At 67.5% G+C, this 14254-nt stretch carries 12 protein-coding genes; 9 read left to right on the forward strand and 3 right to left on the reverse strand.

Features of this window, described 5'->3' with window-relative positions; all coding sequences use genetic code 11:
• Positions 1-134: 134 nt before the first annotated feature.
• The 5 genes from ACR9ZH_RS11955 (at position 135) to ACR9ZH_RS11975 (ending at position 7083) form a co-directional block, all read left to right on the forward strand.
• Entirely contained in the window at positions 135-1499 is a 1365-nt protein-coding gene (locus tag ACR9ZH_RS11955) for a DNA recombination protein RmuC (protein WP_481290968.1), read from the forward strand.
• A 186-nt stretch (positions 1500-1685) separates the two neighbouring features.
• Positions 1686-2282, forward strand: coding sequence for a GTP cyclohydrolase I FolE (gene folE / locus ACR9ZH_RS11960; protein ID WP_481290969.1), 597 nt, complete (start codon positions 1686-1688; stop codon positions 2280-2282).
• 2 nt (positions 2283-2284) lie between these two features.
• Positions 2285-3595, forward strand: a complete 1311-nt coding sequence (locus ACR9ZH_RS11965; protein ID WP_481290970.1) for a hypothetical protein — start codon at positions 2285-2287, stop codon at positions 3593-3595.
• Positions 3588-4298, forward strand: coding sequence for a hypothetical protein (locus tag ACR9ZH_RS11970; protein WP_481290971.1), 711 nt, complete (start codon positions 3588-3590; stop codon positions 4296-4298). Before ACR9ZH_RS11965 ends, ACR9ZH_RS11970 begins: the two co-directional genes overlap by 8 nt.
• Positions 4291-7083 carry an AAA family ATPase gene (locus tag ACR9ZH_RS11975; protein ID WP_481290972.1) on the forward strand — a complete coding sequence of 931 codons (2793 nt, stop codon included), beginning with the start codon at positions 4291-4293 and terminating at the stop codon, positions 7081-7083. Before ACR9ZH_RS11970 ends, ACR9ZH_RS11975 begins: the two co-directional genes overlap by 8 nt.
• Before the next feature lie 129 nt (positions 7084-7212).
• Here the strand turns inward: ACR9ZH_RS11975 and ACR9ZH_RS11980 are convergent, their stop codons facing one another.
• Complete coding sequence (locus ACR9ZH_RS11980) at positions 7213-7593, reverse strand: hypothetical protein (RefSeq protein ID WP_481290973.1); 381 nt, start codon at positions 7591-7593, stop codon at positions 7213-7215.
• Positions 7594-7782: 189 nt separating this feature from the next.
• Complete coding sequence (gene cysK, locus ACR9ZH_RS11985; protein WP_481290974.1) at positions 7783-8739, reverse strand: cysteine synthase A; 957 nt, start codon at positions 8737-8739, stop codon at positions 7783-7785.
• 95 nt (positions 8740-8834) lie between these two features.
• Here cysK and ACR9ZH_RS11990 point away from each other — a divergent pair, with 95 nt between their 5' ends.
• From ACR9ZH_RS11990 to ACR9ZH_RS12005, 4 genes are all read left to right on the forward strand, one after another.
• Positions 8835-9179: an EF-hand domain-containing protein gene (locus ACR9ZH_RS11990; protein WP_481290975.1), complete on the forward strand. Its 345-nt coding sequence runs from the start codon at positions 8835-8837 to the stop codon at positions 9177-9179.
• A gap of 294 nt (positions 9180-9473) precedes the next feature.
• Positions 9474-10655, forward strand: coding sequence for a cation:proton antiporter (locus tag ACR9ZH_RS11995; RefSeq protein ID WP_481290976.1), 1182 nt, complete (start codon positions 9474-9476; stop codon positions 10653-10655).
• A gap of 15 nt (positions 10656-10670) precedes the next feature.
• Positions 10671-11930 (forward strand): TCR/Tet family MFS transporter, encoded by a 1260-nt coding sequence (locus ACR9ZH_RS12000; protein ID WP_481290977.1) that lies wholly within the window; start codon positions 10671-10673, stop codon positions 11928-11930.
• A gap of 65 nt (positions 11931-11995) precedes the next feature.
• On the forward strand, positions 11996-13354 hold the full coding sequence (locus ACR9ZH_RS12005; RefSeq protein ID WP_481290978.1) for a GGDEF domain-containing protein: 1359 nt from the start codon (positions 11996-11998) through the stop codon (positions 13352-13354).
• A 119-nt stretch (positions 13355-13473) separates the two neighbouring features.
• On the opposite strand, the gene ACR9ZH_RS12010 is transcribed toward ACR9ZH_RS12005, so the two are convergent.
• Entirely contained in the window at positions 13474-14172 is a 699-nt protein-coding gene (locus tag ACR9ZH_RS12010; RefSeq protein ID WP_481290998.1) for a VIT1/CCC1 transporter family protein, read from the reverse strand.
• Between the last annotated feature and the right edge of the window lie 82 nt (positions 14173-14254).

The following is a 14254-nucleotide window of genomic DNA, read 5'->3' on the forward strand; positions in this document are numbered from 1 at the left end:
CTGTAGGAGCGCGCTCTGCGCGCGACAGCTTTTGGGGCCAGGAGCAACAGGCCCTGATGCTCCTGGCGAAAAACTGTCGTACCCGACGCGGGCATAAACGCGCAAGGCACGCTCCTACACGGTAACCTCGCTCAATGACGCTCGAAACCATCCTGCTTATCGTCCTGCTCCTGCTTGCCGCAGCCTGCCTTGGGCTGCTCACCATCCTGCTGTCCAGGAGCCGCCAGGACGACGGCAGCGCCGCCCGCTTCGACGTCCTCCGCGACGAGACCCGCCGCCTCGAAACGCTGATCCGCGAGGAGCAGCGCGCGGGCCGCGGCGAACTGGGCGAACGCCTCGGCCAGTTCGCCGAGCGCACCGACAACGGCCTGCAATCGCTGCGCCAGGGTCTGGCCGACGATTCGCGCAAGAATCGCGAGGAATCCGCGCTTACGCTGCGTCGCTTCGGGGAACTCATCGACCAGCGTTTCGCCGCCCTCACCGGCGAAAACGAGAAGCGCCTGGGCGAGGTCCGCGCCACGCTGGAAACCCGGCTGGGCGCCATCCAGCAGGACAACGCGGCCAAGCTGGAACAGATGCGCGCGACCGTGGACGAGAAGCTCCAGGCCACGCTGGAAACGCGCCTGGGCCAGTCGTTCCAGCTCGTTTCCGAGCGCCTGGAGGCCGTGCAGCGCGGCCTTGGCGAAATGCAGGCGCTGGCTGCCGGGGTGGGCGACCTGAAGCGCGTGCTGACCAACGTGAAGACCCGCGGCACGTTCGGCGAAGTGCAACTGGGCGCCCTGCTCGAGCAGATCCTCGTCGCCGAGCAGTACGCGGGCAACGTGGCCACCGTGCCCGGTTCCGCCGAACGCGTGGAGTACGCCATCCGCCTGCCGGGCGCGGACGAGGGCAGCCCGGTCTGGCTGCCCATCGACGCCAAGTACCCGGTCGAGGACTACCAGCGCCTGCTCGACGCCCAGGACGCCGCGGACGTGGAAGGCGCGCATGCGGCCGGCAAGGCCCTGGAACTGCGCGTGCGTGAGGAAGCAAAGCGCATCCGCTCCAAGTACATCGCCCCGCCGCATACCACGGACTTCGCCATTCTCTTCCTGCCCACCGAAGGGCTGTACGCAGAGGTGATCCGCCGGCCGGGCCTGTCTGAGCAGTTGCAGCGCGAATGCCGCGTCACCGTGGCCGGCCCCACCACGCTCACGGCCCTGCTCAACAGCCTGCAGATGGGTTTCCGCACGCTGGCGATCGAGAAGCGGTCCTCCGAGGTCTGGCACGTGCTGGCCGCGGTGAAGAACGAGTTCGGGAAATTCGCCACCGTGCTGGAAAAGACCCGCAAGCAGCTGGATACGGTGCGCAACAGCATCGACACGGCCGGGGTCCGCACCCGCGCCATCGAGCGCAAGCTGCGCGGCGTGGAGTCGCTCGGGCCCGAGGAATCCCAGGAGCTGCTAGACCTGGTACCAGGGCTGGACGACACGGACACCCCCTCCGAGGACGCCGAGGGTTAGAAATGCGCCTTACCCACAGGTAGGAGCGCGCCTTGCGCGCGCTGAGCTTTTGGAGCCAAGAGCAACAGGGCCAGATGCTCCTGGCGAAAAGCTCAGCGCGCGCGGGGCGCGCTCCTACCCCCGTGGGCCTCTTGCAGCCGCCAACAACGCTACAATGCCGGTTTGCACCCGAAGGAACCAGCTCTCATGAGCGACGACGCAAAGTCCCGTCCGGTCAGCCGCGAACAGGCCGAAGAGGCCGTGCGCACGCTGCTTTTGTGGGCAGGCGAAGACCCGAAGCGGGAAGGCCTGCTCGATACGCCGAAGCGCGTGGTGAAGGCCTATTCGGACTGGTTCAGGGGCTATGACGAAGACCCGGCCGATTACCTGCGCCGCACCTTCGAGGAAGTGGAAGGCTACGACGAGATGATCGTGCTGCGCGACATCGAGTTCGAGAGCCACTGCGAACACCACATGGCCCCGATCATCGGCCGCGCTCACGTGGGCTATGTGCCCACCGACCGCGTCGTGGGGATCAGCAAGCTCGCCCGCGTCGTGGATGGTTACGCCCGCCGCTTCCAAGTACAGGAAAAGCTCACCGCGCAGATCGCCCGTTGCATCGAGGATACGCTGCGTCCGCGCGGCGTTGGCGTGGTGATCGACGCCAGCCACGAATGCATGACCACGCGCGGCGTGCACAAGCGCGGCGTGTCGATGGTCACCAGCCAGATGCTCGGCAGTTTCCGCGAGGATCCGCGCACACGCGGCGAGTTCCTCCGCTTCGTCGGCGTCGATCGTCGCTGACCTTGAACGGTCCGGCCGACACCACCGTCCACGACGAACGCCTGCAGGATCTTTTCCGTGACGGCGTCGTCGCGGAAGACCTGCCCATGGTCTTCCCGCTCCTGCGCGGGCGTGGCCTGTTGCGCACGTTCTCGGCGCTGTTCCATGGCAGCGAGGCACAGGTGCTGCTGCGCCTGCTCGTGCTGCGCACGCTGGGCGGCCGCGCGCACGCCACGGAATGGACGCCACAGGAAATACGCGACCAGCTCGCTTTCGTCGATCCGGTGAAGCTGGAAACCGTTGTCCAACGCCTGAAAGACCACGACCTGCTCGTGTACGACGGCGAGACGATGCGTTATCGCGTCGGCCCGCCCGGCCGCAAGGCGCTGGCCGCGCTGGCGGCCATGCTCGAGTTCGAGAACGACGATGACGACGGCCTCGGCTACCTCACGGCCCAGCTCGCTGCGGGCCAGGCGGTGGGCCGCGTGTCCGTGGACGAACTCGGCCATCTCCTCTCGCGCCTCACCGAGCTGAAGGAAGACTTCGACCGCGCCGTGCTCTCCGGCTCGGAGCATCGCATCCGCCAGGCCGCCGAGCGGCTGGATTCGGTGTGGACCTGGGTGGAGAAAGGCACCGGCGTGGTCGCCGCCATCACGGAGAAGGACGACCTCGAACCGGCCGCGCACCGCCTCGCCCAGGCGGTGGGCCGGGCACAGAGCGCCCTGCTCCGCCAGGCCGGCACCTTCCAGCGCGAGCTCAACAAGATCGACCAGCACCGCGTGCACCTCGGCCGCACCGGCCTGTCCTCGTCGGACCTGGTGGGCTGGCTGCGCGCGCAGGACATCGACACCCTGGCGTCGTTCGAGGATGGCCAGCTCCTGCTGCCGCTGCCGGCGCCGTTCGTGCACGACCAGATCGCGCTGGACGTCGCCGAGTACGAACTGCTCGAACGCGAACGGCTGGCCGCCGAGAGCACGGCGCTTCCGGGCGCCGAGGAGCCGCCGGATACGGCCGACCTGCCGATGGATGAGGAAGACCTGCGCTTCCTGGAACAATGGCATGCCGAACTGGCCGCCGTGAGCGCGCCGCTGGAACTGGAAGCCACGCTGGTCGGCGACGACTACGCCCTCTCCGCCTACCGGCTCTCGCTGCTCGGCCTGCTGGGCGATCCGGAATCGGCTGCACTGGAAGGCGGCACCGCCGACCTCGCACGCCTGCCGCTCGCCCTCGAGATCGAGCCGCGCCTGATCGAGACCGACCTGCCCCAGATCGCGCTGGTGAGCGCGGGACGCCTGCGTCCGCGCGACACCGCGAAGGACACGACCGATGCATGACGACACCGCCAGCCTGGTTACCCGCCTGCTTGCCCAACGCTGGCTTCCGCGCGACGACGTGCAGGCGCGCAAGGCGCTGCTGGACGAAGCCTTCCGCGAAGAGCTCGACCGCCGCCTCGAAGCAGTGGGCCTGGAGTTGCGCGAACACCCGTACGCCGCCTACATCGGCCTCGCCGTGGCGAGGAAGAGCGAACGCGCCGTGTTCGGCGGCAGCGACAGCTGGATCTCCAACACGCTGCAGCTCGACCGCGATGGCGTGGCGCTGCTGGTGGTGATCTGGGCGCTCATCGTCCTGCCCAAGCGCCAGCGCCAGGTGGAACGCCAGGAGGTCGAGGCCGCCGCTTCGCAAAGCCAGATGTTTGCCGAGGAAAAGCCTATCCCGCGCGATCCGTCGGTGTCGCCCGTCATCGCCGAGCGCACGCTGCTCGCGGACTTCGGGGAAAAGCTCGGCGGCAAGACGCGGGTCGGCTTCAACCTGGGCACGCTGAACCGCCTCGGTTTCATCGTGCGCCGCAAGGGCGAGGTGGCCGAGGGCCCCTTGCTCGACCTCGCGTTCGATTACGAGCGCACGGCGCGGCGCATTCTCGACGGCGCCCTGGGCGATCTCCTGGGCACCGCGAGTTCCTCCTCAACCGTGGCTTCCTTCGCAACCATGGATTCCTCTGAAACTGAGCCCACAGAGAGCGACGACGGCAATGTTTGATTTCCGCAGCCTCGAGGTCGTGCACTGGGATTACTGGCAGCGCTTCAGCCTGCCGCTGGACACGAACATCGTCACCGTCGTGGGCCCGAACGGATCGGGCAAGACCACCCTGCTCGACGCCCTGCGCACCCTGCTGACCATCGACTGCGCGGGTAACCGCGACTACAAGAGCTACCTGCGCCACAACGGCAAGCCGTTCGCATGGTTGCGCGCCCGCGTGGGCAACACACCGGGTCCGAGCGGCGAGCGGCCTTTCTTCCCGCTGATGGATCGCGAGGTCACCCTCGCCTGCCGGATCCAGAAGAAGGGTGGCGAGTGGACGCGCCAGTACGCCGTGCTCGGCGGCGACGTGAGCGTGGAAGAGATCGAAGCCAGGGGCGAGTTCCTCGGCCTGCGCGAGTACCGCGTACGGCTCGAAGGCGCCGGCCTGTCGCAGGCGATCCGCCGCGTGCTTACCCTCGAACAAGGTGCCACCGACAAGCTCTGCCAGCTGCCGCCGAAGGCGCTGCTGGACCTCGTGTTCGACGTGTTCGGCGACAAGGCCGTGCTGGACGATTACCAGCGTGCCCGCAACGACCAGATGGAAGCCGACCGCGAACAGCACGGTCTCGAGCACCAGCTGTCGCTCATCGGCGTGAGCCTTCAGGAAGCGGAAGCGCGGGCGCGCTCCTTCCAGGAATGGACTGCGCTCAAGACCGAGCGTGTCGACCTGGTATCCGACATCCTGCCGCGCACGGAACTGGCTGAACTCGGTGCCGGCATCCGTGGCGCGCGCCCCCAGCTTACCGGCGTGAAGCGCCGCGTGGCGGAACTGGAGCGCCGCGATGCCGAGCTCACCCGGCAGCTATCCGAATGGGATGCCGCCGGCGAGACGCTGCGTGCCGAACAGCACGAAGCCGATCTCGCCCGCCAGCAAACGCAGAAAAACCTCGACTCGGCTCGTGCCGAACTCGCCCAGAACGACCTGCTGATCAAGCAGGAGACACGGCTGCGCGAGATGGTGGCCGCGCAGGGCGGGGCCGACCACGAGCGCCTCGCCGACGTCGCGCGGGACGCGCGCGCCCTGGTGAACCACCTGCAGGCCGAGGAAGGACGCCTGCGGCAGGACCTCACGACGCTGACCAGCCAGCTTTCGGCATGGCGCAGCGGCCGCCGTTACACGCCGGATTTCGAGGCTTCCTTCCGGCGGGCGCTCGACGATGCCGGCATCCGCCACAGCATGCTCAGCGAGATCGTGGAGATCATCGAGCCGCGCTGGCAGCCGGCGGTGGAAGCCATACTTGCCGGTTATCGCCACGTGGTGCTGCTGGACGATCCGCGCGACCGCGAGAAGGCCTGGAAACTCGGCGAGCAGCATCGCTACAAGCACTTCGTCGTGGCCGATCGCGCGCCCGCGGAAACGGCCACGCGCGGATCGCTGCTCGAGGTGGTGGCATTTTCCGCGGCCGCACCCGACTGGCTGCTGCGCAACCTCGACCGCATCCGCCGCATCGACGACGTGACCGAGGGCTCGAAGCTCGGCCGGGAGCAGGACTGGATCACGCCGCAGGGCTATTTCCGCGAACGGCGCGGCGGACGCCATCTCGGCGTGGACGACATGTACTTCGGGGCGTCCGCCCGCGAGCGCCAGCTGCGCGACGGCGAGGCGAAGCTGCGCGACATCGAAGCCCGCCTGCGCGATATCGCCACCGAACGCAAGGAAGCGCTTGCGCGCGCCAGCGACGCCGAGGCCGTGCTGCGCGGTGCCAGCGCCAGCAGCCAGCTGGCCGATCGCGCCGACGAATTCGCCGAGGCGCATGAGCAACAGGCCCGGCTTCGGGAAGATGTACAGCGCACGGCCGACAGCCACGTCGCGGCCGAAGCGCACTACGAGGCGGTCCGCGAGAAGCGCCTGAAGACGTCCAATGCGCGGGACAACTCCGCGCGCGAACAGCGCGACGTACAGCGGCAGCTTGCCGACGCGGTGCGGCAGCATCATCAGTTGCGCGGCGAACAGGTCGAACGGTTGAAGGCGTTCCGGGCCAGGCGGGCCCACGTACCGCTGCACCATCGCAGCCGTGCCGCCACCGCCGCGCTCCGCGAGCGCTACGAATCGCCCGCGGCGGTGCGTCGCGAGATCGAGCGCGTGGAGCGCCGTCTCGAGGAAGGTCACTGGGAGCAGGACCCCAGCGTGCTCGCCCTGCGCGAAAAACTGCTTTCGGACCACGAAGGCCTGAAGCAGGACCTGGAAAAGCGCAGGCTGCACCTGGAGCGCGCTTCGCGTATCACCCATGAAGCGCGTGGCGCCTATATCCAGGTGCTGCGCAATACCGTGCGCCGTTACGCGAAGAACCTGAAGGTCCTGGCCGAACTCGCCGGCATCGGCGTGGAAGTCGACCTGCCGGAGCTCAGCAACGATGACCTCGCCCTCGCTTCCGCGGCGCTGCATGTGCGCTTCGAATTCGACAAGAAGGGCTGGATCGGCATGGACGACGGCGAGGCTTCGGGCGGCCAGCAGGTGATGAAGTCGCTGCTGCTCCTCGTCGCCCTCATGCGCGACGAGGACCGCCCCGGCGGCTTCGTCTTCATCGACGAGCCGTTCGCCCACCTCGACATCTTCAACATCGACAAGGTGGGCGCCTTCCTCAAGAGCACGCGCGCGCAGTACATCCTCACGACGCCGGCCACGCACAACATCAATGTGTTCCAGCCATCGGAACTCACCCTGGTGACGAGCAAGCGCAGGCCGGGCGCGACCTGGGCGCAGCCGCTTGCGGTATTGCGGCGCCGCTCGGACGCTGCCTGAGTCGCTAGGCCCCTGCCTTCGCAGGGGCGACGAGCGGGACACGGTCGTTCCGGGGCAGCATTACTCACAGTCGTCCTGCGCAAGCACCCTCACCGTCGTCCCTGCGAAGGCAGGGACCCAGTGACTCCTTTAGTACAGCCCCGTCTCGCCCGGGATCGGATTGTCCTCGCCCGAGCCATCCAGTGCGTCGCCGCTGCTGTTCGTCGGCCGCTGGCGGGTCGGGTCGTGTTCGTCGTCCTCAGCCCGCACGTGTGCGCGGTGACGCGACATCAGATAGGCGGTGACGAGCACGCCGATACCCACGCCCACGGCGATGCTGATGCCAGGGTGACGCCGCACGCCGCGGCTGGCGCCGCCGAAAGCGTCGGTGGCCAGGGCGCCCGCGCGACCGGCGTATTCGCGCGCAGCGCCGAAGGCTTCGCGCGGATGGCTGCCGATCGTCGCGCCGGCGATACGGTGGGCGCGGCCGAGCAGCTCTTCACCGACGCTCTTGCTACGGAAAAATGTCATGACAGGTGGCCTCCTCACTTCGAGGAAGCCACCGTGACGGGTCGGGCGTGACGGGAACGCAGTTCCCGCGTGGGGTCCCTCGTGACAGGTAGGAGCGCGCCTTGCGCGCGACGGCTTTTAGCGATCACGCAACAGGCGCCCTGCTGCGCCTCGCGAGAAGCCGTCGCGCGCAGGCGCGCTCCTACAGGATCAGGGCAGGCTGTTCAGCCAGGCTTCGTCGGAGCCTTCCTCCACGCCTTCGAACAGGAAGGTGGAGAGGTAGCGTTCGCCCGTGTCCGGGAGCATGGCAAGAATCACGCTGCCTTTTTCCGCGTCCTCGGCGAATTTCAGCGCCGCGGCCACTGTCGCACCGGCGGAAACGCCGACGAACAGGCCTTCCTCCGCGGCGAGGCGCCGCGCGGTGTCGCGTGCCACCACCTCGTCCACGGGAATGTCCTGATCGAAGATCTTCCTGTTCAACACGTCGGGCACGAAGTCCGGCGTCCAGCCCTGGATCTTGTGCGGTGACCAGGGCTTGTCCTGCAGCATCGAGGCCACGGCTGGCTCGGCCACCACGATCTTCACTTCCGGTCGCGCGACCTTCAGCACTTCGCCCACGCCGGTCAGCGTGCCGCCCGTACCCCACCCGGTGACGAACGCATCGAGCCGGCGGCCGGCGAAATCCTGCTGGATCTCGGCGGCCGTGGTGTTGCGGTGGTATGCCGGGTTGGCCGGATTCTGGAACTGCCGGGGCAGGAACCAGCCATGCTTCGCCGCCAGTTCCTCCGCGCGGCGGACCATGCCGCTGCCGCGCTCGGCGGCAGGCGTGAGGATCACCCTGGCGCCATAGGCGCGCATCAGCTTGCGCCGTTCGACGGAGAAGCTGTCGGCCATCGTCGCAACGAACTTGTAACCTTTCGCCGCGCAGACCATGGCGAGGGCCACGCCGGTGTTGCCGGACGTCGCTTCGATCACGGTATCGCCGGGCTTCAGCAGGCCCTTCTGTTCCGCATCGAGGATGACGGCAATCGCGAGACGGTCCTTCACGGAACCGCCCGGATTGAACGATTCCACCTTCGCATAGAGCGTGACGTGGGCGGGGGCGACGCGATGCAGGCGCACCACCGGGGTACGGCCGATGGTGTCGAGGATGCTGTCGTGGATCATGGAAGCGTTCCTTGGGTGGGGTCTGCCAGAAGCCAAAGGTACTCCCGCCCGGCACGAGGCGACAAACGTCCCGTGTTCGCGCAGACTGCCTGCCCATGAACAGACGTCCTTACGCCCTGCTTGCCGGTTTCGTCCTCGCTACACCCCTCTTCGCGCAGGACTTCCCGCGCACCCCGGCGGAGTACCTGCGCTGGATGGACGGCAATGGCGATGGCCGCATCGATGAGACGGAATACGTGCGTTACATGAGCCAGGGTTTCCAGCGCATGGACGTCAACGGCGACGGCGTGCTCGACGCGAACGACGGGCCCATGCGTCCCGGGGCCCGGCCCGTGCACCTCGAGGAATTCCAGCGGAACCTCATCCAGCAGTTCCACAAGCTGGACCGGAACCACGACGGCGTTTTGAACGCGAAGGAACTCTCGCAACCTCCGCGGTGAGAGCGATTTGTAGGAGCCTACAAGCGGCCGGGCTTTGTGTGGGAGCCGCTTCAGCGGCGATGGGGGCTTGCGGCTAGCTTGCCCGCTGCCGCGGGATCGCCGGCATAGCCGGCTCCCACATGCCTGCGCCAACTCCCAGATGCCTGCACCAAGTCTCCGATGTCTGTGACTGGTCCCGCGTGCCTGTGCCGGCTTCCACATGTCGGTACCTGGCCCCCGGGTGCCGTGCCGGGTTCCGCATCTGCTGTATTCCGGCGGGTTTCGGCTATCCTCGGCTCTCCCTGGGGAGGGCCAATGAATACGACCGAAATGTTCCTGATCGCGATGACGATCATCCTCGCCGTGCCGTACCTGATCTGGCGGCTGGCTGGTACCGATTACTGGGCGCCGCTGGTGGTGGTGCAGATCATCGTCGGCATCGTGCTGGGGCCCGGCGTGCTGGGCAAGATCTTTCCCGACTACTACGCCACCGTATTCGCCCCGCCCGTGATCGGCGCGCTCAACGGCATCGCGTGGTGGGCCGTCATGGTGTTTGTCTGGCTCGCGGGCATCGAACTGGACTTGCATGAAGTGTGGCGGCGCCGCCGCGAGTGCGGTACCACGGCCGCCCTGGCCCTGGCGGGCCCGCTGATCGTCGGCTGCGCGGCCGCCGTCGGCATGCTGGCCTGGCGCAACGGTTGGATGGGCGAAGCTGCCGCGCCCTGGCAGTTCGTACTCGGCGTGGGCATGTCGTGCGCGGTGACCGCGTTGCCCATCCTCATCCTCCTGCTGGAGAAGCTCGACATCCTGCGCGAACCGTTGGGCATGCGGGTGCTGCGTTATGCCAGCCTCGACGACGTGGCGATCTGGGGCGTGCTGGCGATCATCCTGCTCGACTGGAAGCGCGTGGGTCACCAGGCCGCCTTCCTTGCCGGCTTCGCGGTTGCGGCGTGGCTGTTCCGCCTGCTGATGAAGCGATTGAAGGAAACCGACCGCTGGTACGTCGGGCTCATATGGCTGACGGTTTGCGCGTACGGCGCCGACTGGTCGGGCTTGCACTATATGGTGGGCGCGTTCCTTGCGGGCGCCATCATGGACCGCGACTGGTTCACCCTGGAACACGTGGACAAGCTGCGCCACAACGTGCTGCTTATCCTGATGCCCATCTTCTTCCTCTCCACGGGCCTGCGCACGAACTGGTCGGTGGGCGGTACCGCCGTATTCATTGCCGCAGGGGTGTTGCTCGTGGCCTCGGTAGGCGGCAAGCTCGCCGGCGTCGGCATCGCCGGCAAGATCCTCGGCTGGAACCGTGGCGATGCGTGGACGATCGGCTGGCTTCTGCAGACGAAGGCCCTGATCATGATCATCTTCGTCAACATCCTGCTCGACCGGCAGGTGATCACCAGCGAAACCTTCACCGCGCTGCTGCTGATGGCCGTGGCGAGCACGATGCTGACGGTGCCGATCGTGGCGCCACGGCTGAAACAACTGGTCTGACCGCTGCGGAATTCCATGGAAACGCCCTCGCATACCCCCGTTCGCCGCGCCGCGGTGATCTTCATCTTCGTCACGGTGCTGATCGACATCCTCGCGTTCGGCATCATCATCCCGGTGCTGCCGCACCTGATCGAGCAGATGACCGGCGGCACCGTGTCGAATGCCGCGTGGTGGGTGGGTGTGTTCGGCACGGTGTTCGCCATCGTGCAGTTCATCTTCTCGCCCATCCAGGGCGCGCTGTCGGATCGGTTCGGACGGCGCCCGGTCGTGTTGCTCTCAAACCTCGGCCTCGGCCTGGACTTCATTTTCATGGCGGTCGCGCCGTCGCTGTGGCTGCTGTTCGTCGGGCGGGTCATCTCCGGCATGACGGCGGCGAGCTTCACCACCGCGAACGCGTACATCGCCGACGTGACGCCGCCGGAAAAACGCGCCGCCGCGTTCGGCATGCTCGGCGGCGCCTTCGGCATCGGCTTCATCATCGGTCCGGCTCTGGGCGGCTTCCTCGGTGGCATCGACCTGCGCCTGCCGTTCTGGGTGGCGGCCGGCCTCGCGCTGACCAACTTCCTGTATGGCTTCTTCATCCTTCCGGAATCGCTGCCGCCGGAAAAGCGCGCCGCGCGCTTCGAACCGCACACCGCGCATCCGCTGGGCGCGATGAAACTCCTGCGCCGCAACCCGCAAGTGTTCGGCCTGTCGATCGTGATGTTCACGTTCTACCTGGCCCACTACGTGCTGCAGACCGTGTTCGTGCTCTATGCCGACTACCGTTACCACTGGGGGCCGCAGCAGGTGGGTTATGTACTCGCCCTGGTCGGCGCGTGCGACGGCACGGTCCAGGCCTTCCTCACCGGCCGCCTGGTGACGCGCTTCGGCGAGCGGCGGGTGATGCTGGCGGGCCTGGTCTTCGGCGCGACCGCCTTTGCCGTGATGGGGTTCGCCTCCACCGGCTGGGCCTTCCTGATCGGCATCCCGCTGATGTCGTTATGGGGACTTGCCGGGCCGCCCATCCAGTCGATCATGACCCGGCACGTGGCGCCCGACGAGCAGGGCCGCCTGCAGGGAGGCGTCACCAGCCTGGGCAGTTTCGCCGGCATCTTCGGCCCCTACCTGTTTGCCCAGATCTTCGCCTTCTGGATCGATCCAGTCCGTACCCTGCATGTGGCAGGCATGCCGTTCCTGGTCGCGGCCGCCCTCATCGTCGTGGGCCTCGTGGTCGCCGCGCGGGCCACCAAGGGGGAGCCCGAGCCCGCCATGAGCCCTGAAAACGTGAGCTAATCCACAAACTTCATCGTATGATGTGCCCCGAATCGGCAACTTGACGCGACCGTCGGGGCGAGCGTTTGGACAACCAGCTCTGGGAAAGCAAGTATCACGAAGCCGTGGAGCGGTTGACCCGTGAAGAGGCGCACTGGCGCACCGCGGAGTCCCTGCTGCGCCAGCTGGTTGGCTGTCTTGGCCGTGTCGCGCATGGCGCGAACGACCAGGTCGATCCGCATATCGAACGCCTTTCCGCAGCCCTTACCGGGCCGATGGAACCGATTGCCCTCGAGCCCCTGGTGAACGGCCTGGCCGAGGCGGTCCACGCCCTGGGCGAACAGCCCGCCATGGCCTACCAGGAGCGCTCCATTTCCATCGGCCGTCCCAAGAGGACAGAGCACGGATCGTCCGTGCAGTCGTCGCTGAGCCGGCTGGTCGACCGCATCGTGGTACTGCCCCGCCTCGCGGATCGTGCACAGGACCTGCGCCTCCAGGTAGCCGATGCGGGCGACCTCGTGGCGCTCGCTGCCTGCGGCGACCGCCTCGCCGATCTCATCAACGAACAGCGCATCGGCCTGCAGCGCGAGATCGACGCGTTGCAGGTCGTGCTCCGCCATGTCACCGGCCGTCTCGACGAGATGAGCCAGTACATGTCGCGCGAGCTGGCCGACCAGTCCACCGGCGAGTCGAATGGACAGGCGCTGGACGCCTCGGTGGCACACGAGATGCGCCTGCTCAGCGAAGCCGCCCTCGAGATCGACGATGCGCACGAACTGCGCGAGCGCGTGAACCGCAGCCTCGAGACGATCGCGCTCTGCTTCCGCGATTTCCGCGACCGCGAAAGCGCGCGCCTCACCGCGTATCGGGAGCGGGCCGAGAAGATGCGCCAGCGCATTGAACAGCTGGAGACCGAGCGCAACGCCTTGCAGCGTTCGCTCGAGCGCGAACATGAGCTCGCGCAGACCGACACGATGATCGGCATGCCGAACCGGCTGGCCTACGAGAAGCGGATCGAGGGCGCCTTCGAGGCCTGGCAGGCTACCTCGCGCCCCCTCAGCATCGCGGCGATCGATATCGATCACTTCAAGAGCATCAACGACACCTACGGCCATACGGCCGGCGACGCCGTCCTGCGCATCATTGGCCAGGCCTTGTTGAAGCACGTGCGCCCGCGCGACTTCGTGGCGCGCTACGGTGGCGAGGAGTTCATCGTGATCTTCGAAGACACCGACGAGGCCGAATCGCTCCAGGTGTGCGAGCGCCTGCGCGGCAAGATCCAGCACCTCGCCTTCCACGCGAGCCGCCAGCCGGTACGCGTCACCGCGTCGATCGGACTCGCGCAGTTCCAGCCCGGCGACACGCCGCAGTCGGTGTTCGATCGCGCGGACCTGGCCCTGTACACGGCGAAGAACGGCGGAAGGAATCGCTGCGTAGCAGGCTGACGCCCATCTGTAGGAGCGCGCCTTGCGCGCGACAGCTGTTGAGGCCGTGAGCAACAGGCCCTGCTGCTCTTCGCGAACAGCTGTCGCGCGCAAGGCGCGCTCCTACACACGATCCAAGACTACGCCGCAACTCCGAACAGCCGCCCCACCCCCGCCGTAAGCGCCATCGCCAACGCCCCCCAGAACACCACACGCGCGACGCCGCGCCCTATCGATGCACCGGCCATGCCCGCGGAAACCGCACCGAGTATCGCCAGGGCCAGCAAGGACACGCCCACGGTCACCGGCGCCGCCAGTTCCCGCGTGGACAGCGCCACGGCGAGGATCGGCAGAATGGCACCGCTGGCAAAGCTCACCGCCGAGGCGGCGGCGGCCTGGAGTGGACGCGCCGCCGTCGTCACCGAAAGGCCCAGCTCGTCGCGCGCATGGGCCTCCAGCGCATCATGGTCCATCAGCTGCTCCGCCACGCGGCCTGCCAGCTCACGATCGAGCCCTCGGCGAACGTAGATCTCGGTCAGCTCCTTGTGCTCACCCTTCGGGTCCTCGCGTAGTTCCCGCGACTCCAGGGCCAGCTCTGCCTTCTCGCTGTCCGCCTGGGAACTCACCGATACGTACTCGCCCGCGGCCATCGACATGGCACCGGCAACCATCCCTGCGACGCCCGCGATCATGATGTCCGACGCGCCTGTCTGCGACGCCGAAGCCACGCCGACGACCAGGCTGGCCGTGGAGAGGATGCCGTCGTTGGCCCCGAGCACCGCGGCACGCAGCCACCCGATGCGGTCGAGCCGATGCTTTTCGCGGTGCCGTGTTCGCAAGATCATGCGTTCTCCTCTTCACCGCCAGCCCGGCGCCATGCTAACCGGGAACGCCGTCGACGCGCCGCCAACGACACCGCAC

The sequence above is a fragment of the Luteibacter sp. SVR4-7G genome (genome assembly GCF_056755555.1).